We start from the raw sequence: 23,809 nt of genomic DNA, 5'->3' as shown, positions 1-23,809 counted from the left end.
GTTCAGTTAATAGCTGAATGGCAAGAGAAGCTCAGTTGGTCGTAACAACTGGGCTTTTTTTGTGCCTGTGGTTTTTGTAGTGGTACGGACGTTAATTCAAAAAAAGGCATATCCACTGTATCTGTGGTAAGACGATCCAACTCTCTAAGAGAATTGAGGTATTCCTTAACCTCTTGGATTTTTGCTTTCATGCAAGCACGACTTAATTTAGAAACATCGGTTTTTTCAGCTTTCGCTATAGCTTCAAGCTCTCGCTTTTCTTCGTATGTGACTTTAAAGGTGATACTTTCGTTTAGCTTTTCTGACATACAAAATCCTCATGCCACTTCATTTTTTTGCTTGTGTGGACTTCTTATCAAGACCCATAATTTTTTCTCTATACAACTGCTGTGTTACGCAGTTCTATCCAAATTTCATGATACGTATCAGGGAAAAGCTCTTTACGAGTAGTAATACCCATATCCTCAGCAATAACTGCTAGTCGAATTTTTTTATCCTCTGGGATTTTTTCCCAACCACAAACGGATGGAGGTTTAATTCCTAGCATTCGAGCCACAGAACATGGTCCACCGAGAGCCTTAATGAATTGCTTGTCATTCATAATGTTCTCCTAATCAACAATAATATTATTAGGTATTCCTTATATTTAATCAATAGGAATACCTAATTTAATTTATGTTAGGATTTCCTAACATTGTAAGGATTGCCGTATGAACACTCTTGCCGAACGTCTTAGATACTCAATGGAAGTACTACCACCTAAAAAAATTAAAGGTGTAGAACTTGCACGTGCAGTTGGAGTAAAACCACCTTCTGTTAGTGATTGGCTTTCAGGAAAATCAAAAACTATGGAAGGTGAAAACTTAGTACGTGCTGCTAAATTCCTTAATGTTAATACGACTTGGTTAGCGACTGGCAATGGATCGCCTGAAAGAGTAGATAGCGATATAAAAATCGCTCCCATTGAATTTAGAAGTGGGGAGCGTAAGTCTACAAATGTAAGAATCCCTGTTTATAAAGATATTAAAGCTTCTTGTGGTTCTGGCATCGAACACTTTTTGGAAGATGTAAGTGAATACCTAGATATAGATCCATATATCTTAAAAATTATGGGTGTTCAAACCAAGCCTGAAAATCTAAGAATCATTTATTCTGCTGAATACAGTATGTGGCCTACCGTTGCACCTGATAGCCCTTTATTTGTTGATATATCAGATAAAGACCCAGATAACCTTAAAAATGGCAATGTTTATATCTTTACTCATAATAATGAGTTAAGAATGAAAAGAATTTTTGTAAGTTATTCAGGTGGAAAAACTGTGAGATTAGCAAGTGATAACCCTGACAAAACAAGGTATCCAGATGAGTTCATTACAAATGAAGAATTAAACTCAATTAACTTTGTTGGTCGCTTAGAAATTGCATTAGTAAAACCATAAACACTAACCCCACAAAGGTAGGGTTTATATAATTATTAGATTGGGAAAAGAATGAGTCAGAAATCAAATATGAAGCAATCCTTAATTTCGGACTTAGAAACTGACAACCCCAAATCAACTGGATCAATACTTGAATTAGCAAATGCTCTTTGTGTAACGGCAAAAGAGTTAGAAAAAATTATTAACATCAATATTAGTTAATAAGTAACATTATCTTTATATAGGTTTATCATGTTTGATTTTCATATTATATTTACTGCTATAGCGGTTTTTATTATTTTTGGTTTTTGGGTTTATTACTTACTTAAATTTACACCAGATAATGCAGTTTATTCTCCTACTATATTAACAACACTTGGTATATTTTTTACTTTCTTTGGAATAGCATTAGGGCTATGGAATTTTGATTCAAAGAATATTGAAGCAAGCATACCATCATTACTGGCTAGTTTAAGAACTGCTTTCTGGGCATCTGTAGTTGGTGTTGGTGGTGCTGTAATAATTAAATTAAAGCACTTTAATTATATGCAGAATGCACCTAAGGAATTAGAAGTAACACCTAATGATATGCTGAAAGAATTACAAAATATTAATAATAGTGTTAAAGGCAAAGATAACAGTGATCTCATAAGAGCACTTGAGAATTTCACTAAATCACTTGGTAAGGATATCAGCACAAATATTGCTGAGCAAGTCGCTCTATTTAAGGATGAAAATAAAAAACAATTTGATAGATTAATTGAAGTGCAAGAGAATGCACTTGATCAAATTAGAGAAGGTGCTACAGCAGAATTGATTAATGCCTTGAGGGAGGTTCTTCAAGACTTTCAAGTCACGATTACAGATCATATTGCAGATAACTTCAAAGACCTTGCAGAAGCTGTGAACCATTTAATTAACTGGCAAAAACAGTATGAAGTTCAGATTCAAAAAAGCACTGAGTCTATGGAGATCGCAACGAATCGATACGTTTCTTTGGTTGAACATGCTGAGATTTTCCATACCACATCAGAAGCATTGAATGAACAATTGAGCTTATTTCAAGAGCAATTGTATGCACTAAAATCTCTACTCACTGACCTCAATAGTTTGGTCACAGTGACATCAAAAGAAATACCTGAAATTGAGCATAAAATTATCAATATTAGTGAACAGATTTCTAATTCATCACAAAAATTTAATGAAACTATTGATAGTTCAATTTCTAAAACAGCAAGTCAAACGGAAATTTTAACTGCTGGTATTGAGAAAGCCATCAGTATATCAATTGAATCTCTTGGAAAGAATGCAGCAACACTCATGGAACAAATGATTAAAGATCATAAACTGTTAAATGAATCTTTGATTAATACCTATAGAACTGTTAACGGAAACAATAGGTCATCAAATGTTCTTTAAAAAAAAAGTAGAATCAGATGAAAGTCATTGGATACCCTTAGCTGACTTAATGACTGGCTTGATGATGATATTCATGCTCATCGCCATTCTCTATATGTCTCGAATTAATCACGTTGCTAGTGATTATCAAGATGTTAAAAATAATTTAGGAAAAACATTATGTAATGAATTTGCTAAAAATTTAGGTGAATGGCATGCTGAATGTGATCCACAAGCACTTGTAGTGCGTTTTAACTCTCCAGATGTATTATTTGACACAGGTGAGTCTGTATTAAAGCCAAAATTCGCTTCGATTTTAAATGATTTTTTTCCAAGATATATTAATATTATTTACTCTGATAAATTCAAAAACAGTATTGAAGAAATACGCATTGAAGGTCATACATCAAGTAAATGGGGGCAAGGCTTTCCTCCAGAAAATGCATATTTTGCAAACATGCAATTATCTCAAGCTCGAACTCAGACTGTACTGCAACATGTACTTACCATGCCCAGCATTCATCACAAAGATTGGCTAAAAAAGCATGTAACAGCAAATGGATTATCCTCATCACATCCTATTCTTAATAAAGATGGTAGTGAAAATTCAATAGCATCCCAACGTGTCGAGATTCGTATTAAAACTAATGCTGATAATCGATTAAATGAGATGCTTAAGGTGGCACAGTAATGAGTATTGAGCTACCTAACTTTAATTTTGATCAAAAAATTATAAAGTTAAGACGGGAATTGAAAATACCTGATGGCCATTTTGCTAAATATGGGAATACGCCATCATTAGTTCTTCCTCAAGACATTGTAATTAAAGAGTTATCAAAATCAGATGTTAAAATTTCTAAATCAAATCTTCTATATAAAGAATACCCTGATGGTCGAAGAGATTTAGTTTTAATGCATATTTTCAGCTTTAGTGATTATGAGCCAAAATTCCATTTTGCTAACTGCAATACACTAATCGATCAACGCAGAAAAAAGGGCTTTAGCCGTTACGTTGAAACTCATCGTACAGATGGATTGTTTGATGTTGATTACGTTGGATCATCCATAGGTATTAAAAAAGGTAGACAGGTCAGAGAGCTTAAAGTGTGCCAAAACTGTTTGCTTCGCGTGAATTATAAGGGCTTTGGTTCCCATAACGTGAACTCACCTGCAGATAAGGCAAAAGCAGTTGAAGAATTTAATGTTGAGGAATTTTTCAGGACATATATCGTTTCTTTGTTTGTAGAGAGAGCTATTCCCTTTTATCAGGCTCAAAGTAATAAGTATCCGACTAATTGGTCGTCTATCAGTAAGCAAATTCGAATACAAGCAAGCTGGCAGTGCTCATTGTGTCAAATTGATTTATCTCATCCTAATCATCATCAGTTTTTAGACGTACACCATATCGATCGTCAAAAATTCAATAACGCTCAGAATAACCTGCAAGTTCTTTGTATTGGATGCCACGCATTACAACCAGGCCATGAGCGTATGATAGGATCACCTCGCTATAATTCATTTTTAGGATTACTTGATCGGTAATCGCCCTTACTTTGAAAGCCTCACAAATGTGAGGTTTTTGTCTATTAAAACATAAAAATTAGGTTTATCTAATTTTATTAGGAATACCTATTGACTTATTAATTAGGTTTACCTAATATTTACCTCGTACCCAATAAAAAGCCCTCACAGACTGGAATCGGGAGGGCTTTACAAACAAATTGCGAGGTCATTATGTCTCAACGTGCATCACACAGTCAAACCCCAAAATTTGACTCTAACAAAAGTCAAACAACCCAAGTGCTATATCGTGAGCCTACAGCTCAAGAGCAACGCCTTAGCCGCACTAAAGTTATCCTAGCGAATGCTCGTGAATTTACACTCTTTGCGGTTGGTGGAACGATCTGCTATGCGGTTATTACTGGTGTTGTTTATGGACTGTTTGGGGGTTAAGTATATGAATGCTCAAGCGTATATCCCTCAACGCCTTAGCCCTGAGCAAATCTTTGAAGCACTGGCTAAGCACATCAAAATCGAATTTGCTGAAGTTGACACAAATGACTGGTCAATTCTCGATAGCCATTCAAATGTCTGCGTATGCGACTTCTACACAGGCTTTCTAAAGTTCCGTTTCTCATCTTCAAGTTTTGAGGATATGGACAACCGCGACCGTAAGCTGCGTGCTAAGACATTCTTCTGTGAATACTTAGGTCTAGATGGTGAAAACAACGAGCGTTATCGCGTTGGTACTGACAAGCCTAGCATTTATGTTCTGAAGCGTGTTGTAGGTGCAAATGCAAACACGGCGCTTAAAGACTTTGAGTTTTTCAAGGAATCTAACGGAAGCCTATCCCCTGTCAGCCTATCTGAAAAGTTGATTGGTTATATCTCGAAAGCGCGCTCAGCAGAACAAAGAGCTGAATACAACAAAGTGCTTGAGAAAACTGGCTTATTTCAGTCGCCTGATTATAAGAAGTTTAAACGCCAACAACGTGGTCTTTCGGTTCGATAAGGGGAAATAGTCATGACAGATTCAAATAAAAACATGGACTTGTGGAATAGTGTTTGCGTAACCGATCCTAAGAAAGTTAAGAAAATCACAGGTAAGGACTATCAAGGTTCATCCCCTCAACCTTACTGGTTGGTGCAACGTGCTACTCAAGAGTTTGGCCCTTGTGGTCAAAACTGGGGGATTGAAGTCAAAAGCCAAGGTTTTGAGAGATTTGATGAGTTCACAATCATGCATTGGGCATTGGTTTCATTCTGGTATATCAAGGATGGGAAAAAGTGTGTGACTGAGCACATGGGCGGAACCAAAGCCATGTACAAAACTTCCAATGGCTCAAAAAAATATGATGAAGATGCGCCTAAAAAATCTGTAACCGATGCTGTTGTTAAAGCTATGAGTTACCTAGGTTTTGCTGGTGACATCTTTGGTGGCCTTTGGGATGACTCAAAATATATCGAGTATGCCAACGATTACCATCATTCCGATAATCACCAACAGCAAAATCAAAATGCAGCCCAACAGCAAAAGCCCAAACGTAGCATAGACCAACTATATCAAGATGGCCTAAATGCCATCCAACGTGCGACTGATCCAAACATCTTGAAAGCTGTTTACAACACACTTAAAGGAACAGCTTATGAGCAAAACATTATAAATGCCTGTAAAGCAAAACGAGATCTAGAAGGTTGGGAACAAATTTCAAAAAACTCTCAAAAACAATCTCAGTCGCTACATCACTGAATAAATGGATAAAAAAATGAATACTAAATTAGTCGCTGTACAAGAAGCATTCCAAGCTATGCTCGCGGGTAAAAACATTCTTGTTCGTTCAACTGAAAGTACTCTATTGACTGACTTTCGCCCTGTTGCTGAGTTTGCTGCAGATATTTGGGCAAAGGTTGGATTTGAGTTCACCATTGAAATTAAAAAAATTGAAGTGGCTGGAATTAGTTTTACCAAACCACTAACGCTTGCTGATGTTGTTGCTGATCAAGATGTTTATGTCATAGAGCCTATGACTGGCATGTACTGGTACAAATACAACCCAACTATTCAAGCTTTGAATGCTGCAATTGAGCGAGGTTTTGCTCAGGCTGATACTGAAAATGCACGTTTGCAATTGGAAGCCTTTTCTAAATTGATGGGCCGTGAATGTGGTGAGATTAATATTCTAACTGTTGCACATGATGAACCTAAGCAGCGTAGAACACGCAAGAAAAAAGAAGATCAGAGCGTTGGCATTCCTGCAAACGAGCCTATTTATACTCAAAATATTGATGAGCCTAAGGCTAATGACCAAAATTCAGTATCAAATGATGCAGCAAAAAAGACATCATTTCAGGAATCTGTGAAAGCTGCAGAGAATCATTTTACATATGAGCAAAAGCTTAATGATCTGATTGATCGCGCCGCCAGTGCTAAAACTGTTGCTGAAGCGAATGCATTGGTCAAGTACACAACCGACTGGACTGAAGATCAACGTAAACCTCTACTTGATGCAATCAATAAACGCCTTATCGAGCTTGATGCACAAAACAAAGAGATACCACCCACTCCGCCCTCTCTTATGGTCCAAATTGAAAATGCGCCTGATCTAACAACATTGGATGCTTTAGAGATTGATGTATCTGCGCGCCATCCTGACATTCAGCCAAAGCTTATGGGATGTATCCGTAAACGCCGCGCTGAACTAGAAAACTAAAAATATGAGGGATACAGGAATTCCTGTATCCCATGATTCGGAGAAAATTATGGGCTGGAAATACTCAACAACTACTAAAACACTAACCATTTTTGGCAAACATATGACACACGTTTTTGACAAAGTTCTTGAATCTGAAATTGACCAACTACTTGTCGATGCAAAGTTTAAAGAAGCACTGTGGAGAACTAGAAGATAAGTATGGCTGCAATTCATCAACTCGATACAGATCATGCGGAGGAAAAAGCATGAGAGCTTCTTCAAATCAAAATGAAAACCTAGATACATCAATGATGCTAATTTTGCGGTACAAGAAGCCTGTAGTTGCCTTAAGAGATATTGTGGGTGATTACATGCCACATTTAGATATTGCTGTAGCAAAGCAACGAGCAGCAAAATGTAGACTACCTTTCCCAGCATTTAAGGTAGATGGTAATAAATCTGAATATTTTGTAAACTTATCTGATGTTGCTTTGTGGCTGGATTCTTTACAGAAGGAATCAAGAAAAGATTGGGAGGCTATGAATTTTTAAAGTTCATAGCCAATTGCACCATATTTGCACCTTGCACCACACAAAAACACCTATACTACTGTTTTAATTATATTTTATAATTTAGTCGTTCCCACCTGCCATCGGCGCAACCCAAATCTGGTTGCGCTTTGAGTGATCAAACAATTCTGAAATCACATTGTTTTTGCTCAATTTTCTATTTTCCACATTTCAAAAAATTTCAAACCTTCTTTAATATTCCCAGTCATTCTTTACATCAAAATTCGGCTCTTGACGTCATTTTTATATGACATAAATAGTGGGTGTAATTGAGAATGTTCAACAGCTGATGGTAAACGATACAAAACACAAATACGAAAACCGTAAGGATTTACCTCTACTAATTAAAACAAAGCTCTCTGACAAGAAGCGATCGATTTAAAAATGGGTTAATCGTATTAAAACTGAGATTCTGATCAACTCCGCTATTTTAAATCTAGAAGCTGAATAAGTGGGAAAAACTTTAGGTGAATTGATCGAGAAATGCATGAACGATAAATTTTCAGGGACAAAAATGCTGTCTAAAAGATTTTTGTCGCTGTGGGATCATATAAAAATGGATATATCCTCTCCCTCAAGCTACTCACATAAAAATAAATAAAATTTCATTTGATTACAAAAAGCCAGCTTTTTAGCCATTATTTGTCAGCAGAACTTAAACATTTTTTATCTTTTATTCAATTATTATAAATAAATGTTTGAATTTGTTTCATTTTAAATTAAGCATTATAAGAAAAAATAAGTATGAGTTCATTTCGCTTTTTCTAAAGCACTTATTTTCTCTTGTCATGTTGAAACAATTTCTTGTCAATCACCGACCGTTTTTTCAAAAGCTGGTCAGCTTTTGCTCTCTGATTTCACAAGGAATATTATGCGCAAATTAAGAAAAAAACCTCAGCCCTTACAAATTGATGATATCAATATCATTGATCAGCAAAAAACTAAAAAAGCCATTACCGCTGCTGCAATTGGTAATGCAATTGAATGGTTTGATTTTGGCGTCTATGGCTTTGTCGCGTTTGCACTGGGTAAAGTGTTTTTCCCACATGCTTCACCAAGCATACAAATGATTTCGGCACTGGCAACGTTCTCGATCCCGTTTATTTTTCGTCCTTTAGGCGGTTTGTTTTTTGGTGTTTTAGGCGACAAATATGGTCGGCAGAAAATTCTTGCCATCACTATTATTATTATGTCGCTGAGTACCTTTGGTATTGGGCTGATTCCAAGTTATGCCAGTATTGGACTTTGGGCACCAATCTTGTTGTTTATTGTCAAAATTGCACAAGGTTTCTCAGTGGGTGGCGAATACGCAGGTGCCAGTATTTTTGTTGCCGAATATTCACCTGACCGCAAACGTGGGTTTATGGGCAGTTGGCTGGATTTTGGTTCGATTGCAGGGTTTGTGCTCGGCGCAGGTCTGGTTTCCCTGATTACTTTCTTTGTGGGCGAAGACCAATTTTTAGAATGGGGCTGGCGTTTGCCATTTTTCTTAGCCTTACCACTGGGGATGATTGGTTTATATTTACGCCATGCTTTAGATGAAACACCAACATTTCAACAGCATAGCGAATCACAGGAAAAACCTCAAAAACTCAGTATTCAACAGATTTTTAAACAGCATTCGCGCAGTTTGTTTATCTGCATGGGCTTAGTGATTTGTACCAATGTTAGCTACTACATGTTACTGACCTATGTGCCAAGTTACTTAACGCATAACTTAGGCTATTCAGAAAGTCATGGTGTCCTGATTATTATTGCCGTGATGATAGGCATGTTGTTTGTACAACCTGTAATTGGCTGGCTGAGTGATCGCTGGGGGCGTCGCCCATTTATTTTCATGGGGAGTTTTATGCTGATTTTCCTATCTTATCCTGCATTTTTATTGCTAAACAGCCATGTTATTGCCTTAGTTTTCTTAGGATTACTGATTCTTGCTCTTTCATTGAATATGCTAATCGGAGTGATGGCATCGACATTGCCTGCCTTATTTCCGACTGCGATTCGTTATAGTGCACTTGCCAGCGCCTTTAACATTTCGGTGGTGATTGCAGGTTTAACACCCACCTTAACCGCAGCTTTGGTCGAAATAACTCAAAACCTGATGATGCCTGCCTACTATCTGATGCTCTGCGGTGTATTCGGCTTAGCCACAGCATTTTATTTAAAAGAAACTGCCAACAAACCACTGACGGGCGCTGCGCCATTGGCAACCTGTGAAGCTGAGGCTCAGGAATTACTAGAACAATTTCATGATCATATTGAACAGAAAATTGATATTCTGGATCAGAAAATTGAACATTTACAACGTAAACGTCAAAACCTAGCCGATCAGCATCCCAAAATTAACTAAACCTGATCCCATAAAAAAGCCCAATCTCTGGGCTTTTTTTATTTGAAAGACTGCAATTTAAGCGACTTTTTTCAGCAAGACTGTACCCACCGAATAACCTGCACCAAATGAACTCAAGATTGCATACTCACCCACTGCAACTTCATGTGCAGTTTTATGCATCGCAATAATCACACCTGCTGAAGAAGTATTGGCAAATTCATCTAAAATAATCGGTGCGCGGGCAGCTTCTGCTTGTTTGCCTGCCACATATTTCAAAATCAGTTCATTCATGTTGGCATTGGCTTGATGCAACCAGAAACGCTTAATTTGATCAGCATTTAACTGATTTTTCTCAAGTTGCTGGTTGATCATTTGAGCAACCAATGGACACACTTCTTTAAACACCTTACGACCATCTTGCTTAAACAGCAAACCATCGCCAAAGGCATCTTCACAACGGTTTAAAAAGCCAAAGTTATTGCGAATATTGTTAGAGAACTGAGTTTGCAAATTTATATCTACCAGTTCAAAACCCGCCTTATCAGCACTTGCTTCAATAATTGTCGCAGTTGCCACATCACCAAAGATAAAATGACAATCGCGCGATTTGAAGTTGAGATGTGCCGAGGTAATTTCAACATTGACCATCAAGACACGGCGCGCACCTGCCTGAATGGCATCGTGTGCCTGTTTCAAGCCAAAAGTCGCTGATGAACACGCCACATTCATATCATAGGCGTAGCCTTGAATGCCTAAAGCGGACTGAATTTCAATCGACACCGCAGGATAAGCCCGCTGCATGTTGGAACATGCCAAAATTACCACATCGATATCGTCTGCCGTTACACTTGCCTGTTGCATAGCCTGTTTGGCTGCGATAACGCCCCACTCCGCTTGTAATGACAATTCATCATTACTGCGTTCAGCCAAGCGCGGATACATGCGGTCGATATCTAAAATTCCCGATTTTTCGACCACATAGCGGCTTTTGATACCTGATGCTTTTTCAATAAACTCGGCACTTGAGCCATGTAGCTCATCAAGCTCACCTGCGGCAATTTTCTCGGCATACTGCTCATTGTAACGCGCAACATAAGCATTCAAGCTCGCGACCAATTCCTGATTACTGATCGCTTCGGCTGGATGAAATAACCCTGTCCCTGTAATACGAACGCTCATGTCAAATTCCTCAATGATTCAAAAATCAAAGACCCAACTGTTGCCAGTGCTTTTGCAAGCGATTTTCGGAAATTGGCATCTTGGTTTTCATAGGCTGTGAAAATAGTGAAATTCGCAGCTCTTCAACCATGGTGTACAATTCACGTAGTCTCGGGTCATTTTTATGCTTGAATAATTTTTCCATCCAAGGGTCGACCTGATCAATGGCAGCATTATCTCTTTGCAAGTTATTTGGTAGACGCTCCAGTCGCATTATAAGTGCTTTCAAATAACGCGGGAACTCTTGCCACAAACTCAAAGGTTGTGTATAGACGAAATTATCCAGACGCATCAAGTCTAACTGGTCTTCAATATCGTCCATATTCTTGCCAAAGATTCCTTGATCAAGCGTAAGTAGTTGACGGCGAATGGTTTGCCATGGAATCAGAATGTCATTTAACAGGCTTAAAATATGCTGACCATGCGTCAAAAACTGCTTTTTGACTTGCGTGACCAATTCTGCAAAAGCTTTGGCATCGACAGGCAGCTCATTGATCGCTTCGTCCAAAGTGGCATAAACCAACATTTGTTCCAGTTTGGCTTTATCACCGAGTGGCGAATAAGCCAAAGCAAGCGGCTTGGAAATCTGTTTTTTCAACTGTCGAATTGCATCGCCCAGTTGCAAATGTACCAAACGGATTACCCCTTGCTTATGCTGATGCATGGCTTCGGCTTGATCATTGAAGGTCTGAATCACTACACCCGATTCGTCTTTGGCATCTAGCTCAGCAAAGGCTTTGGTCGGGACAAGTGCCTGAAATTGCTTGACGACCACGCCCGTGACTTTCTGAGCCGCTTCAAACACGAACTGTTCAGGGAAAGTTTGAAACTCACCCTCAGACTGTTTCACTGGTCGATGGGTTTCCGTACGGCAACGTGCTTTGAGTTCAGGCAAATCACGCCCTTTTTCAATCACACGTCCTTTTTCATCTACCACCACAATAAATGGCATAAGATACGGGTCAATGCGCTCAAACGAGAAATCTTTCTCCGTAATTTGTTCGCCACGCAACGCAAATGCTAGATATTTAAAAATATGCTCACGTAAATGCACCGCATCTACAGCTTTCAATAATTTTTTAGCAGTATCTGGAATCGGCACAATATTACGGCGCTTATCTTTTGGTAAGGCTTTGAGCAAGGCCTCGATCAAATCCAAATGCCAGCCTGGAATTCCCCAAGACCAGATATTTTCATCAACCTGCGGCAATGCCTGAACTGGAATTTTGACCGTTGCCCCATCTTGATCATGACTTGGGTCAAAACGGTAACTGGTGGCTAAACGCAGCTCGCCATTGTGCAGATAATCAGGAAATTGCTGCGTGGTTGGACGGTCACTTTGCCAAAGTGCATCATCTTCTACAAACAAATAACGTGGCTGTTTCGGCTCAATGGTCGCACGCCAGTCTTCAAAAGCACGGCGACTGGCAATTTCTTCAGGTACACGCGCTGCATAAAATTGATAGATGGTTTCTTCATCCACCACCAGATCACGGCGACGCAATTTATCTTCAACGCGTTCAACTTCCTCAAGTTTGAGTAAATTGTGCTTCAAGAATGGCGGCATGATGCCCAAGTGACCTGTCGTTAAAGCATCACGCAGGAAAATTTCATGCGACGCGGCGTGATCAACCTTTTCAAAATTAATCAGGCGTTTCGGCTCAATAATCAGACCAAACAGTGAAATCTGGGCATACGCATTCACAATCCCCGACTTCTTCGACCAATGTGGCTCAAAGTAATGGTATTTGAGTAAGTCACGTGCTGCCAGCAAAATCCATTCAGGGTCAATCTTCGCCAAGGTACGCAAATACACCTGCGAGGTTTCGACCATTTCAAATGCCATCACCCATGAAGCACCTGCTTTATGCAAACTACTGGCAGGGAAAATACGCGCTTTTTGCTGACGCACCGCCATATAGACATTACGTTCATCGGTTTTATTGGCAATAAACGACAGTAACCCCGTGAGCAAGGCTCGGTGCAGGTTTTCATAACTGGCAGGCTTGTCATTCCACGACAGTTTTAGACCTTCAGCCAGTTCGACCAACTGCTTATGGGTCTGTCGCCATTCACGTAGGCGCAGCCAACTTAAAAAATGCTGACGGGCAAACGAGCGACGTTTGTTTTCCGTCATCACTTCACGATTGCTTTGTAGCGTATCCCAAAGTTTCAAATAAAACAGAAAATCTGAATCTGCTTCTTTAAATAAAGCGTGCTTCTGATCTGCCTGAGTTTGTTTGTCGGCAGGACGTTCACGTGGATCCTGTACAGCCAATGCGCTGACCACCACCAGAATTTCCTTGAGTACCCCAAAATGCGAACCTGCAATGATCATACGAGCTAAACGCGGGTCAATCGGCATTTTCGCCATCATTTGCCCGACTTTGGTCAGCTCATTTTTACGTTCGCTCATCGCGCCGAGTTCAACCAGAAGCTTTCGACCATCATTCACCAGACGATGATCAGGTGGCTCAATAAAATCAAATTCTTCGAGATTGCCCAACCCCAAACTTTGCATCTGTAAAATCACCGATGCCAAGTTGGTTCGCTTTATTTCAGGTTCGGTAAATTCTGGGCGGCTTAAAAAATCTTCTTCGCTATACAAACGAATACAGACGCCTGCCGCAATACGACCACAACGACCTTTACGCTGATTGGCAGCTGCTTGTGACACTGCTTCAATCGGCAAACGCTGTACCCGTGAACGATAGCTATAGCGCGAAATACGCGCAAAACCACTATCAATCACGTAGCGAATATTTGGAACAGTCAGCGCAGTTTCGGCGACGTTGGTGGCAATAATAATGCGTCGACCTGACCCACCTGGATTGAAAATCTTCTGCTGTTCAGAAAGCGCCAAACGCGCATATAAAGGTAAAATTTCAGTATGACGTGGGCCATATTTTTGCAAAGTTTCTTGCAGCTCACGAATTTCTTGTTCTGTACTGGAAAAAATTAGAATATCAGCATGTTCTGGATGCCCCTTTGCAGCAGCATCAGCAAAACATTCTTCAACGGCCTGCACCACAGCACGTGGTAAGTTTTCTTCAAAGTCATCGAACTCATCGTCATCACTCCCACCAATATTCATCTCAGAAATTGGGCGATAGCGCACTTCTACAGGGAAACTGCGCCCTTCGACTTCAAAAATTGGGGCTTGACGGAAATATTCACTAAAGCGATTTACGTCTAATGTCGCAGAGGTAATAATGACTTTTAAATCTGGGCGTTTTGGCAATAACTGCTTCAAATAGCCCATGATGAAGTCAATATTTAAAGAGCGTTCGTGCGCTTCATCAATAATAATCGTATCGTATTTCGTTAAAAAACGGTCATGTGCCAGTTCCGCCAGCAAAATCCCGTCCGTCATTAAACGAACGATTGAATCATTTGAGCCTTGTTCATTAAAACGGATTTTAAAACCAATCGACTCACCGAGTTTTTCACCCACTTCTTCGGCAATCCGCTGCGACACACTGCGCGCTGCCAAACGACGAGGCTGGGTATGCCCGATCATGCCTGTTAAGCCACGTCCTGCAAGCATGGCAATTTGTGGTAACTGTGTTGTTTTACCTGAGCCTGTTTCACCCGCAACAATAATGATCTGATGCTTTTGAATGGCAGCAATCAGGCGCTCAGCATACTGGGTAACAGGTAAATCTTGGTTGAGTTTAATTTTGGGTAAGCGTTGAAACCGCGCTTTTACCTGTGCATTCGATTTCTCAAATAATTCTTGGTATTGCTTTTGATCTGCATCCTTCGTTTTGCCTAGTCGATTTAAACGATGTCGGTCACGCACCATAACCAATTGATCTATATTTAAATCACTTTGCACCGAATGCTATCCTCATACATAAAAGTGCCTAGTTTACTCGACTCTGATCGTGATAGAAAGAATTACATTTTCAAGTTTTTTTGAATCAAACTCTTGAATTCAAACCCCTGAATCGCCATATTGAGTCAAAGTGATGCGAAATAGGATTGTGACTGTCATCACCTTGCAATAGATGCACATAACAATCTTGATTGTAAGAAGTGAAAGGTATTGCAAAAATCAATAATTCATTTTTCCGATTCTTTGCATTAAAAAATACTATTTTACCAATGATGTTTTTTTTCTTATTCTAAATTTCGTAAACAGATTACTACTTCCATCCATCTTACGGAGATAATGATGAGCTTAATTAATACTGAAGTTAAACCATTTAAAGCAACTGCATATCATAACGGTCAATTCATCGACATTACTGAAGCCACTCTTAAAGGCAAATGGTCTGTATTCTTCTTTTATCCAGCAGACTTCACTTTCGTATGCCCAACTGAGTTAGGCGATCTTGCAGACAACTACGCTGAATTCAAAAAATTAGGCGTGGAAATCTATTCAGTTTCTACAGATACTCATTTCACACACAAAGCTTGGCATGATTCTTCTGCTGAAATCAAAAAAATTGAATATCCAATGGTTGGCGACCCAACTTGGGCACTTGCTAAAAACTTCGAAGTATTAATTGAAGAAGCTGGTCTTGCTGACCGTGGTACTTTCGTTATCGATCCTGAAGGTAAAATCCAAATCGTTGAAATCAACGCTGGTGGTATCGGTCGTGACGCTCAAGAACTTCTTCGTAAAGTAAAAGCTGCTCAATACGTACACAATCACCCAGGTGAAGTTTGCCCAGCAAAATGGAAAGAAGGTGACGCAACACTTGCTCCATCTATTGATCTAGTAGGTAAAATCTAATCTTTCGATTAGATCATCTCTAAAAAGAGCCCCTCATTTGAGGGGTTCTTTTTATTTAGGCGGAAGCAATGCGTTTTTCGAACATATTTGCCACCAAATTGACCATTGACTGGCGTGACAGCACTCGCGCAAGCTGTGCCGTTAAATAATTGAGTTTCCCTGTAATGACAAAGGTTTGCTTTTTCTCCAATCCACGCATCGCAGACTGAATAACCTCCTCTACTGTCATTGCCTGCATACCTTCTGTATTTGCCTGTGCGACCTCTGCAAAATTGGTCGTGGTATTTCCTGGGCAAAGTGCTAACAATTGCACACCAGAATTGCGGTACTCCCCTGCCAACGCTTCAGTAAAATTTAAGACATAACTTTTAGTTGCACCATAAACGGCGATATATGGTAAAGGCTGAAATGCAGCCGTCGATGCAACATTTAAGATAATTCCTTGTTTTTCTTGTAACATTTTTGGCAAAAACAATTGGGTTAATTGGGTCACAGTCAACATGTTCAGCAAGATCATTTCTTGGTAGCTTTGTAGTGATTGCTCTAGAAATTTTGTCCATTTACCAAAACCCGCATTATTGATCAAAATATCAACACTCAAACCTTGTTGAGTAATTTTTTCAAATAGTTGTGATGCGGCATCCAGTTTTGCCAAATCCAGTGAAATACAATCGACTTGAATCGAATAACGCTGCTGTAGTTGTTCAGCCAAATGCTGCAATTTTTCAGTGCTGCGCGCCACAATAATCAGGTGAATACCCTGTTTTGCCAAATATTCAGCAAAGCCTTGTCCAATCCCAGAAGATGCACCTGTAATTAAAGCTGTTTTATTTTGAAATTTTTCTAAGACATGACTCATATTACATTTACCTTTTATCATTGAGTCATGACTATAAACTCGTCCCTTAGGGACAGAGTCAAGTGTTTATTTTAGGCAAGGTCATCAGCACATATTTGCTGCTCTTCATCGGCATATAATCGGGTCAAGGTTTGATCAAGATCTAACAAATCTTGTTGTAACTGTATCAAATGCTGTTTCTGTTGTTCTAATTTTTGCCATTTTTCAGTCATAAGCTGTTTGGCAATATCTAAGGGAAAGCGCTGTTGCTGCGCTTTGATATGAGCCAGCTCTTGAATCTCAGCCAAGCTAAAACCAACAGTTTGTGCTTGGCGAATCATATTGACCAAGCGTATATCCAGATCAGAGTATACGCGATATTTACCCAAGCGCTTTGGTTCAGGCAGCAAACCTAACTGTTCATAATGACGAATGGCTTTGGGTGTTGTGTTACAACATGCTGCAAGCTGTCCAATATACATAAATTTTATCTAACTGCGGGATGAATAATAATTCTGCATTAACATCAACTGAAATGGATGATTTTGTGGCACAGCGTTTTGAGTCGCTTTCGCCTGTTCACGAAATAATGCGCCTGTGCGGTATTTTGCCGTATTGGATAAAATAATTCGAGCATCATCATTAGTGACGACAGCAGTCTGATCCAATCTACGCAATCGAGGTAAAATAAGCTGATCTAGCGTTGAAACCAATAGATCAATCACAATAACCCCAACAAATTGCTGTGCAATCATGACAGGATGTGAAAATGTGATGGTATAGGCATGATTACAAATATAATCAACATAAGGCCCATCAACATACGGTTGTTTATTTTTTGCAGGATAGTTAAACCAGTCAAATAAGCGAAAATCCAAGCGCTGTTGTAAATCCTGATAGCTTTCTAACTCTGCCTGCTGAATTTTTTGATCTTTTTTATACCACCATTCGAGTGTCCAGTAACCTTGTTCTTCTGGAGTTTCCGCAGAATAACCTGCAAATCCCATACCATGACTGTATTGGCTCTGTTGCAATGCAGTTTGAATGTGCTGTTGAAGTTTGTACCGATCTGAGGGCGTCAGCTTCACGCCTTCTGGCAAGAGAGAATCTGCTGAAAGTAAGTGGTGAGCTTGTTCGACCAGTCCTTTGGCAGCTTGAGTAATTTCGACAACGACTTGGTTCAGTAAGTCCTGAATCTGTTCAATCTGTATATCGCTCATGTTTTTATTTCCTTTTTTTACCACTTTTTCTTTGTGCTCGAACAGTGTCAGAAACTTACTTTGATTTTAAAGTGTTAACTTATATTCAAGCATTTGATCTGTTAACGTATCAAGCAAATTTTGTGCCTGTTGAGCGGCGGCATCAGCATCCTGCTGTTGCAAACAAGCAAATAGTTTTAGGTATTCAGCAACAGTTTGCATATGAATTTTATCGTTTTTGTACAATGTTGCAACCAGTGGCAGCCATTCTGCCTGAATAGCAAGCTCCTGATTGGCTAAACGCGAAGATTGTGCATAAGCCACAATCATCAATAAACATCGCATGTCGGTTTGGGCACGCACATCAGCAGACTGTGCATCTTGAAAAGTTAAAATCAGTTCATGCAGTTTGGACAATTGCTGAGGGGTTGTGCGCTGAGTCGCAAGCTTGGCACTATGCGATAAGATTGCACTATGAAACTCGCATAGATCACCGAGATATTCGTTACTGACTTGGCGTAAAGGTTGTTGCTGTAACACTTGGTTGGCAGAAAGCTCACAAACAAAACTTCCACCATTTCGCCCACGACGTGTATCAATTAATCCTTTGACACGTAGCGTATTCAGCGCTTCACGTACAGTTACAGGTGACACGCCCATAAGACGCGATAAATCAGCTTCGTTTGGAAGTTGTTCATTTGCTTCAAGCAACCCTGCAATAATGGCATTGCCTAATCGTTCCACGACCTGTTCAGAACGTGTGGCTTGACCGATTGGTGCATATATAACGGTATGTGCTGTCATCGCTAGTTCTCGTCTAAATCAAGCATCATGCTTGATACGGTAGGCTAAAAAAGATAAAGCTTTCCATAAAACCCCTCATCCCTATTGTTTCTAAGCAGAATATGCAGTGCTTATCTATATTTTAGAAATTCCATTTCTGATGCAGATGGTTGGCGTAAATAATTTAACTGGTTTGCATTCCAGCATTGAATTGCCAAATTGATCATCTTTCAATGTTTTATGGATGCGCTGATTATAACAAATCGTTTATAAATTAATGTCGTTTCTTGAAAAATCAACGATAATTTGAATGGTTTAAATGGACCAATTGCATTAATCTCATACAGATATTCAAAATATCGTGCCATATCACAAAGACTCTAGATAGATTTAAAAAATTATTGTTTTTCTTATATTGTATTTTTTAATTCATATTAAATATAAGTTATTGTTTAATATAATTAATTAAATCTTAAATATGAAATATAATTTATTATACAAAATGCTATCCAATATAAAATTTTTCTAGCTTTTTAATCAAAATAATCTTAGTGCTTTTGTAAATAATGGAATTTCACCATAAATTTATAATTTTTCTTTTTTGATCAATTACTTTTTTTTAATTCTCTACCTGAGATAATTATGTTTGACCCAAACTGTATTTTCTTTCAATCACATCAAAACACCATTGAAATATAAAGGTATACACTAAAATGCATAAAGTAATACTTATATCGAGCAGCAGTGCATTCAAAAAATCTAAATTTAAACTATAGGCAATCAACGGTACGCTCATAAATAATAGCCCACCTTCAAAACCAATCGCATGCAGAATACGTACCCAGATACCGCGTTGCAATTTTAAATAACCTTCCAATTTTTCAAACAGATTGTTATAGAGCATATTCCAGAACACTGAAATAATTGCCATTGCCAACCCTAAACTTCCCATAAGTTCCACAGGCATTTCAAACATATAACTTAATATCGAAGTCATGATCAATAATAAAATACCTTCATAACTTAACGCATGAATCCATCTTTTCTTTGACATCAACATAAAATTTTTCAGCTGTTTTGCTTGGAATCACTGCATTTTATTTTTATTATTCTGATTAATCGAATTAGATTCTTTCAAAATAATTGATAGATGAATATAAATGAACATTAACCAAGAACAACTCAATATCTTTAAAACTGTGATGGAAACAGGCTCTTTTTCTGCCGCTGCCCGCCAGCTTGGTAAAGTCCCCTCTGCGGTCAGCATGTCGATTGCCAATCTGGAAGTTGATCTCAACTTGCAGCTGTTTGAACGGATTGGGCGTGAACCAAAACCGACCGCACAAGCTCAGGTACTTTACGAGAAAACCCTATATTTGCTGACGGAGATTCAGCAATGGATACAGCATGCAAATGCTCTCAGTGATGGTCTGGAATCGACGTTAAGTATTGTGGTGGTATCTGAACTGATTCATATGGAATGGACAGATTATATTGCCCTGCTTGAACAACAGTTTCCCACGCTACAACTTGATATTTTTTCAGCACCACAAGAAGATGCTTTACGCATGCTGATGCAAGGACAAGTCCAGTTTGCCCTGATGTTTGAGCGAGAATACCTTGATTATCGTGAATCGTTTATCGAGCTGAAACGAGAAACCATTGTGCCCGTTGTCAGCTTGTCACACAGCTTGGCAAAGCAAAATCAAATTTCACTAGAAACACTACAGCGTTACCGTCAAGTGATTGTCACAGGGCGCGACCAGCATCTAAAACCTGAGCTATTGTTTTCGACTCAATACTGGCGCACCGACAACCATCAGCTTGCGCTTTCTTTGATTTTAAAAAATCTGGGCTGGGGGTTATTGCCATTGACCATGTTGGAGCAAAATCCGCATTTATATACCCAGTTGAAGATTCTGGATATTTTGGAAATTACCCCACAACTTGAATATTACATTGACCTTGTCTGGAATAAAGAAGCGCAACTTGGGCAAGCCAGTCAATTTTTAATTGATTTTGTTCGACAACAGCGTCTTAAAAAAGTGCAATAAAACACATCTTTTTTGCAAAAAGCTATGCTATAACTAGATAGATTCAAAACATGATCGAACAGTTTAAACAATGACAACTTCTTCTTTATCCCAATTAAAAAAATTGACAACCATTGTTGCTGACAGCAGCGACTTAAGTGCGATTGAACAATTCCGCCCACTTGATGCAACCACCAACCCATCCTTAATTACGGCGGCCGCAGCCCAAGAAAGCAGCCGTGAACTGATCGAAGCCGCTTATACCCAAGCCAAACAAGAAGGCTTATGTGCTGATGAGTTGATTGAACGTACGATTGATATTTTAACTGTCAAATTTGGTGTAGAAATTCTAAAACTCATCGAAGGGCGAGTTTCAACGGAAGTTGATGCAAGCTTGTCTTACGATACCGAAGCAACCATTGCCAAAGCCAAAGAATTACTGACCTTGTATAAAAGCTATGGGATCGATCAAAACCGTATCCTGATTAAAATTGCTTCGACATGGGAAGGAATTCAGGCAGCAAAAGTATTGGAAGCTGAAGGTATTCACTGTAACCTGACGCTATTGTTTGGTTCTCATCAAGCCAAAGCCTGTGCAGATGCGAAAGTCACCCTTATCTCACCGTTTGTTGGGCGTATTTTGGACTGGTATAAAAAAGCAGAAAATGTTGACCATTATCCAATCGAACAAGATCCAGGTGTGCTATCGGTTAAGGCTATTTTTAACGATTATAAAGCCCATGGTGTTCAAACTGAGGTGATGGGTGCAAGTTTCCGCAGTATTGAGCAAGTTCTAGCTTTGGCAGGTTGTGACCTATTAACAGTTGCGCCAAATTTACTGGCTCAACTGAATGAAGATCAACGTCAGGTCACTGCTCAGTTAGTTCCAACACAAAACATTATTCCTGCTGAAGCGGAGCTGACTGAAGTAGAATTTAAACATCAGCTTGAACATGACCTGATGGCATTTCAGTTATTACAGGCAGGTATTGATGGATTTATTAAAGCTCGTGAACAACTCAGTGCTTTATTAAGACAATCTTTTGGTATAACTGCCGAATTAAAGAACTAAAATATATTCTCTTTCTTATAGCAACCGAAACTGATTTAAACAGTTTCGGTTTTATTTATGGTCGGTTATCGTGTTTGGGATTATTGATTTACCAAGATTTATTATTGGTACGATTTTAATTGTTTTACTTCCTGGTCCAAATTCCTTATATCTGTTAACGACAGCTTCTCGTTATGGGATCAAACGAGGCTATCAAGCTGCTCTTGGCATTTTAACAGGAGATAGCATACTGATTTTAGCAACAGTGCTAGGGGCTGTATCTTTAATCCATGCTTACCCAATCATCTTTACGGTTCTAAAAGTATTGGGTGCAGGTTATTTGGGATATTTAGGCATAAAACTGTTTTTGCACAGTATTGGCATTTGGAAAAATGCCAAACAGCCCAAAATTGAAGTTGACCCAGCCAGAGCTAATGAACCTCCAATGACTGCATTACGCCCATTTCGTACTGCACTCACTATTAGTTTGCTAAACCCGAAAGCCATCTTGTTTTTCTTGTCGTTCTTTGTGCAATTCGTTGACCCAAAGAGCTCTGCACCAATGCTCAGCTTTCTGATTCTTGCCGTGATTTTACAGTTCATTAGTTTCAGTTATTTAACTAGCCTGATTTTTGGCGGCAGAAAGTTGGCGCGTTACTTTTCTCAGCAGCAGCGCCTAGCAAGTCTGGCAACATGCGCGGTTGGTATTTTATTTTTAACTTTTGGTGCAAAACTCGCTTTTTCAACTATTTAACTTAATGCCCAACTGTTTTTGAAAATAAGTTCATAATCAACACACCTGCAATAATAAATCCGATACCAATAAATGCAGGTGTATCTAGAGCTTGCTTAAATACGTAATAGCCAATCATTGCTGTAAATACAATACCAACTCCACTCCAGATAGCATAAACCACACCAATATTAAGCGTTTTGGTGACCTGAGAAAGTGCATAAAATGATGCAGTATAAAAAACAAACACCAAGAGTGATGGCAATAATTTGCTAAAACCTTCTGATTTAACCAGAAAAGTTGTTCCCAAAACTTCGGCAATAATTGCAAAAGCTAAAATGATATAGGCATAAAACATTGAGCTCGTGAAAACCCCTAAAAAATACAACTCACTTTAAAGATACCATGACAACTATAAACAATGACTTAATTTAGTATCACAGCAAAACCATTCTGAAAGAGTATTTTGTGAAAATACTTCTATGCTAGCATTTTTGATATTTGACTCTATATCACGATCAGAGCAAGAAATTCATGTTTTCTGATTAAACTACGTAACCTGAAAAGAACAGGTGACCATCATTCCAAATAACAAAGCACCCGAAGGTGCTTTACTCATTTTATGAAATAGCCCAATTAAACATCTGTCCGAAGGCATACACGATGGTGATCAGCATTAATACAGATGATGACGTTAATAATAATTCTAAAGTTGTCATACCCCACCTCTCTCAGGTAAGTTGAATATTTTTTATACAATATTTTAAGAAACAATTCAATAACAAAAAAATATAATTTTACAATCTTTAAATACTCAAAATTTCATTAATTAACTTTTCTTATACAACATTGAATTCAATCATATACTTGTATTACCAATACTTTTTCTTTAACAAGTAGATAAATTTAATTTTAATCGTCTTGCTTACGACTTAAAAACACTGTGATGCAATGCACAAATTTGATCATGCTGTTCATACAAAATGAAAAAATTATAGGGAGAAAAATAATGAAAGGCTCAGATAAATAGCATCTACCTACCTAAACCATTCACGTTCAACTACTTAATTTTCAATAACTTTATAGATTTTACAATTAGCTTCACTTTGAAAAAGCAATTCGATTGTTGGTAAAATCCGTTCTCCATAAATCTCAATAAAATCAACTTTTTGCTCTAAAGAATACTGCTCAGAGTCCTCTCCATCTGCCAATTCTTTCAATACAGCTTTTGCCATATGATACACATCAAATTGATCTTTCACTTGAATATGAATCGTTCGCATAACTCGATTCCTCATCCTGA

General features: G+C 38.7%; 26 protein-coding genes and 1 pseudogene. 16 read left to right on the top strand and 11 right to left on the bottom strand.

Translation table 11 applies throughout. The features are described from left to right. Positions 1-2: 2 nt before the first annotated feature. Both ACX1N5_RS11745 and ACX1N5_RS11740 read right to left on the bottom strand, forming a co-directional pair. On the bottom strand, positions 3-308 hold the full coding sequence (locus ACX1N5_RS11745) for a hypothetical protein (RefSeq protein WP_458802888.1): 306 nt from the start codon (positions 306-308) through the stop codon (positions 3-5). A 68-nt stretch (positions 309-376) separates the two neighbouring features. Beyond that, positions 377-601: a Cro/CI family transcriptional regulator gene (locus ACX1N5_RS11740; RefSeq protein WP_458802890.1), complete on the bottom strand. Its 225-nt coding sequence runs from the start codon at positions 599-601 to the stop codon at positions 377-379. A 109-nt stretch (positions 602-710) separates the two neighbouring features. Here ACX1N5_RS11740 and ACX1N5_RS11735 point away from each other — a divergent pair, with 109 nt between their 5' ends. The 12 genes and pseudogenes from ACX1N5_RS11735 (at position 711) to proP (ending at position 9,928) form a co-directional block, all read left to right on the top strand. After that, positions 711-1,439, top strand: coding sequence for a LexA family transcriptional regulator (locus ACX1N5_RS11735; protein ID WP_458802891.1), 729 nt, complete (start codon positions 711-713; stop codon positions 1,437-1,439). Positions 1,440-1,478: 39 nt separating this feature from the next. Beyond that, a pseudogene (locus tag ACX1N5_RS11730) lies at positions 1,479-1,616 on the top strand (LexA family protein); the annotation flags it as partial. 54 nt (positions 1,617-1,670) lie between these two features. Beyond that, positions 1,671-2,837: a hypothetical protein gene (locus tag ACX1N5_RS11725; RefSeq protein WP_458802892.1), complete on the top strand. Its 1,167-nt coding sequence runs from the start codon at positions 1,671-1,673 to the stop codon at positions 2,835-2,837. Further along, a complete protein-coding gene (locus ACX1N5_RS11720) occupies positions 2,827-3,507 on the top strand; it encodes an OmpA/MotB family protein (protein ID WP_458802894.1) in 681 nt (226 codons plus the stop codon). The genes ACX1N5_RS11725 and ACX1N5_RS11720 overlap by 11 nt, the downstream gene beginning before the upstream one ends. Further along, complete coding sequence (locus ACX1N5_RS11715; protein WP_458802896.1) at positions 3,507-4,358, top strand: HNH endonuclease signature motif containing protein; 852 nt, start codon at positions 3,507-3,509, stop codon at positions 4,356-4,358. The genes ACX1N5_RS11720 and ACX1N5_RS11715 overlap by 1 nt, the downstream gene beginning before the upstream one ends. Positions 4,359-4,550: 192 nt before the next feature. Next, positions 4,551-4,769, top strand: coding sequence for a hypothetical protein (locus tag ACX1N5_RS11710; protein ID WP_458802898.1), 219 nt, complete (start codon positions 4,551-4,553; stop codon positions 4,767-4,769). After that, positions 4,726-5,328, top strand: coding sequence for a hypothetical protein (locus tag ACX1N5_RS11705; protein ID WP_458802900.1), 603 nt, complete (start codon positions 4,726-4,728; stop codon positions 5,326-5,328). The genes ACX1N5_RS11710 and ACX1N5_RS11705 overlap by 44 nt, the downstream gene beginning before the upstream one ends. A gap of 12 nt (positions 5,329-5,340) precedes the next feature. Continuing rightward, positions 5,341-6,066 carry a hypothetical protein gene (locus tag ACX1N5_RS11700; RefSeq protein WP_458802901.1) on the top strand — a complete coding sequence of 242 codons (726 nt, stop codon included), beginning with the start codon at positions 5,341-5,343 and terminating at the stop codon, positions 6,064-6,066. A gap of 16 nt (positions 6,067-6,082) precedes the next feature. Next, positions 6,083-7,027, top strand: a complete 945-nt coding sequence (locus tag ACX1N5_RS11695) for a hypothetical protein (RefSeq protein WP_458802904.1) — start codon at positions 6,083-6,085, stop codon at positions 7,025-7,027. 49 nt (positions 7,028-7,076) lie between these two features. After that, complete coding sequence (locus ACX1N5_RS11690) at positions 7,077-7,226, top strand: hypothetical protein (protein WP_458802906.1); 150 nt, start codon at positions 7,077-7,079, stop codon at positions 7,224-7,226. 49 nt (positions 7,227-7,275) lie between these two features. Beyond that, a complete protein-coding gene (locus ACX1N5_RS11685) occupies positions 7,276-7,560 on the top strand; it encodes a pyocin activator PrtN family protein (protein ID WP_458802908.1) in 285 nt (94 codons plus the stop codon). 889 nt (positions 7,561-8,449) lie between these two features. Further along, positions 8,450-9,928, top strand: a complete 1,479-nt coding sequence (gene proP / locus ACX1N5_RS11680) for a glycine betaine/L-proline transporter ProP (RefSeq protein ID WP_458802910.1) — start codon at positions 8,450-8,452, stop codon at positions 9,926-9,928. 57 nt (positions 9,929-9,985) lie between these two features. On the opposite strand, the gene ACX1N5_RS11675 is transcribed toward proP, so the two are convergent. Together ACX1N5_RS11675 and hrpA are read right to left on the bottom strand one after the other, a co-directional pair. Beyond that, a complete protein-coding gene (locus ACX1N5_RS11675) occupies positions 9,986-11,089 on the bottom strand; it encodes a beta-ketoacyl-ACP synthase III (protein ID WP_458802912.1) in 1,104 nt (367 codons plus the stop codon). Positions 11,090-11,114: 25 nt separating this feature from the next. Continuing rightward, positions 11,115-14,966 carry an ATP-dependent RNA helicase HrpA gene (gene hrpA / locus ACX1N5_RS11670; protein WP_458802914.1) on the bottom strand — a complete coding sequence of 1,284 codons (3,852 nt, stop codon included), beginning with the start codon at positions 14,964-14,966 and terminating at the stop codon, positions 11,115-11,117. A gap of 339 nt (positions 14,967-15,305) precedes the next feature. On the opposite strand from hrpA, the gene ahpC reads away from it, so the two are divergent. Continuing rightward, complete coding sequence (ahpC, locus tag ACX1N5_RS11665; protein ID WP_004752537.1) at positions 15,306-15,869, top strand: alkyl hydroperoxide reductase subunit C; 564 nt, start codon at positions 15,306-15,308, stop codon at positions 15,867-15,869. 55 nt (positions 15,870-15,924) lie between these two features. On the opposite strand, the gene ACX1N5_RS11660 is transcribed toward ahpC, so the two are convergent. The 5 genes from ACX1N5_RS11660 to aceI all read right to left on the bottom strand — a co-directional run bounded on the left by ACX1N5_RS11660 (position 15,925) and on the right by aceI (position 19,749). Beyond that, positions 15,925-16,728: an SDR family NAD(P)-dependent oxidoreductase gene (locus ACX1N5_RS11660; RefSeq protein WP_458802916.1), complete on the bottom strand. Its 804-nt coding sequence runs from the start codon at positions 16,726-16,728 to the stop codon at positions 15,925-15,927. 71 nt (positions 16,729-16,799) lie between these two features. Beyond that, positions 16,800-17,189, bottom strand: a complete 390-nt coding sequence (locus tag ACX1N5_RS11655; protein ID WP_131381575.1) for a MerR family transcriptional regulator — start codon at positions 17,187-17,189, stop codon at positions 16,800-16,802. A gap of 9 nt (positions 17,190-17,198) precedes the next feature. Continuing rightward, complete coding sequence (locus ACX1N5_RS11650; protein ID WP_458802918.1) at positions 17,199-17,927, bottom strand: PDC sensor domain-containing protein; 729 nt, start codon at positions 17,925-17,927, stop codon at positions 17,199-17,201. A gap of 66 nt (positions 17,928-17,993) precedes the next feature. Further along, the gene (locus ACX1N5_RS11645) at positions 17,994-18,710 is read right to left on the bottom strand and encodes a FadR/GntR family transcriptional regulator (protein WP_458802920.1); all 717 of its coding nucleotides are present in this window, start codon (positions 18,708-18,710) and stop codon (positions 17,994-17,996) included. A gap of 619 nt (positions 18,711-19,329) precedes the next feature. Further along, positions 19,330-19,749: a chlorhexidine efflux PACE transporter AceI gene (aceI, locus tag ACX1N5_RS11640; RefSeq protein WP_458802922.1), complete on the bottom strand. Its 420-nt coding sequence runs from the start codon at positions 19,747-19,749 to the stop codon at positions 19,330-19,332. A 100-nt stretch (positions 19,750-19,849) separates the two neighbouring features. Between aceI and aceR the strand changes: the two genes are divergently transcribed. The 3 genes from aceR (at position 19,850) to leuE (ending at position 22,527) form a co-directional block, all read left to right on the top strand. Next, positions 19,850-20,743, top strand: a complete 894-nt coding sequence (gene aceR / locus ACX1N5_RS11635; protein ID WP_458802924.1) for an HTH-type transcriptional regulator AceR — start codon at positions 19,850-19,852, stop codon at positions 20,741-20,743. 70 nt (positions 20,744-20,813) lie between these two features. Next, positions 20,814-21,794 (top strand): transaldolase, encoded by a 981-nt coding sequence (gene tal, locus ACX1N5_RS11630; RefSeq protein WP_458802926.1) that lies wholly within the window; start codon positions 20,814-20,816, stop codon positions 21,792-21,794. 70 nt (positions 21,795-21,864) lie between these two features. Then, complete coding sequence (gene leuE / locus ACX1N5_RS11625; RefSeq protein WP_458802928.1) at positions 21,865-22,527, top strand: leucine efflux protein LeuE; 663 nt, start codon at positions 21,865-21,867, stop codon at positions 22,525-22,527. Between the two features lies 1 nt (position 22,528). On the opposite strand, the gene ACX1N5_RS11620 is transcribed toward leuE, so the two are convergent. Then, complete coding sequence (locus ACX1N5_RS11620; RefSeq protein ID WP_458802930.1) at positions 22,529-22,864, bottom strand: DMT family transporter; 336 nt, start codon at positions 22,862-22,864, stop codon at positions 22,529-22,531. A 706-nt stretch (positions 22,865-23,570) separates the two neighbouring features. Continuing rightward, positions 23,571-23,789, bottom strand: a complete 219-nt coding sequence (locus ACX1N5_RS11615; protein ID WP_131381582.1) for a hypothetical protein — start codon at positions 23,787-23,789, stop codon at positions 23,571-23,573. Positions 23,790-23,809 lie beyond the last annotated feature (20 nt).

The sequence above is a fragment of the Acinetobacter sp. ANC 4636 genome (genome assembly GCF_054454555.1).
The sequence above is the reverse complement of the archived record's forward strand: the minus strand, read 5'-3'. Positions and strand labels throughout refer to the sequence as shown.

Bases quoted from the DNA above. Each gene is read 5' to 3' on its own strand.
- ACX1N5_RS11745 (WP_458802888.1), bottom strand. From the start codon at position 308: ATGTCAGAAAAGCTAAACGAAAGTATCACCTTTAAAGTCACATACGAA.
- ACX1N5_RS11740 (WP_458802890.1), bottom strand. From the start codon at position 601: ATGAATGACAAGCAATTCATTAAGGCTCTCGGTGGACCATGTTCTGTG.
- ACX1N5_RS11735 (WP_458802891.1), top strand. From the start codon at position 711: ATGAACACTCTTGCCGAACGTCTTAGATACTCAATGGAAGTACTACCA.
- ACX1N5_RS11725 (WP_458802892.1), top strand. From the start codon at position 1,671: ATGTTTGATTTTCATATTATATTTACTGCTATAGCGGTTTTTATTATT.
- ACX1N5_RS11720 (WP_458802894.1), top strand. From the start codon at position 2,827: ATGTTCTTTAAAAAAAAAGTAGAATCAGATGAAAGTCATTGGATACCC.
- ACX1N5_RS11715 (WP_458802896.1), top strand. From the start codon at position 3,507: ATGAGTATTGAGCTACCTAACTTTAATTTTGATCAAAAAATTATAAAG.
- ACX1N5_RS11710 (WP_458802898.1), top strand. From the start codon at position 4,551: ATGTCTCAACGTGCATCACACAGTCAAACCCCAAAATTTGACTCTAAC.
- ACX1N5_RS11705 (WP_458802900.1), top strand. From the start codon at position 4,726: ATGCGGTTATTACTGGTGTTGTTTATGGACTGTTTGGGGGTTAAGTAT.
- ACX1N5_RS11700 (WP_458802901.1), top strand. From the start codon at position 5,341: ATGACAGATTCAAATAAAAACATGGACTTGTGGAATAGTGTTTGCGTA.
- ACX1N5_RS11695 (WP_458802904.1), top strand. From the start codon at position 6,083: ATGAATACTAAATTAGTCGCTGTACAAGAAGCATTCCAAGCTATGCTC.
- ACX1N5_RS11690 (WP_458802906.1), top strand. From the start codon at position 7,077: ATGGGCTGGAAATACTCAACAACTACTAAAACACTAACCATTTTTGGC.
- ACX1N5_RS11685 (WP_458802908.1), top strand. From the start codon at position 7,276: ATGAGAGCTTCTTCAAATCAAAATGAAAACCTAGATACATCAATGATG.
- proP (WP_458802910.1), top strand. From the start codon at position 8,450: ATGCGCAAATTAAGAAAAAAACCTCAGCCCTTACAAATTGATGATATC.
- ACX1N5_RS11675 (WP_458802912.1), bottom strand. From the start codon at position 11,089: ATGAGCGTTCGTATTACAGGGACAGGGTTATTTCATCCAGCCGAAGCG.
- ahpC (WP_004752537.1), top strand. From the start codon at position 15,306: ATGAGCTTAATTAATACTGAAGTTAAACCATTTAAAGCAACTGCATAT.
- ACX1N5_RS11660 (WP_458802916.1), bottom strand. From the start codon at position 16,728: ATGAGTCATGTCTTAGAAAAATTTCAAAATAAAACAGCTTTAATTACA.
- ACX1N5_RS11655 (WP_131381575.1), bottom strand. From the start codon at position 17,189: ATGTATATTGGACAGCTTGCAGCATGTTGTAACACAACACCCAAAGCC.
- ACX1N5_RS11650 (WP_458802918.1), bottom strand. From the start codon at position 17,927: ATGAGCGATATACAGATTGAACAGATTCAGGACTTACTGAACCAAGTC.
- ACX1N5_RS11645 (WP_458802920.1), bottom strand. From the start codon at position 18,710: ATGACAGCACATACCGTTATATATGCACCAATCGGTCAAGCCACACGT.
- aceI (WP_458802922.1), bottom strand. From the start codon at position 19,749: ATGTTGATGTCAAAGAAAAGATGGATTCATGCGTTAAGTTATGAAGGT.
- aceR (WP_458802924.1), top strand. From the start codon at position 19,850: ATGAACATTAACCAAGAACAACTCAATATCTTTAAAACTGTGATGGAA.
- tal (WP_458802926.1), top strand. From the start codon at position 20,814: ATGACAACTTCTTCTTTATCCCAATTAAAAAAATTGACAACCATTGTT.
- ACX1N5_RS11620 (WP_458802930.1), bottom strand. From the start codon at position 22,864: ATGTTTTATGCCTATATCATTTTAGCTTTTGCAATTATTGCCGAAGTT.
- ACX1N5_RS11615 (WP_131381582.1), bottom strand. From the start codon at position 23,789: ATGCGAACGATTCATATTCAAGTGAAAGATCAATTTGATGTGTATCAT.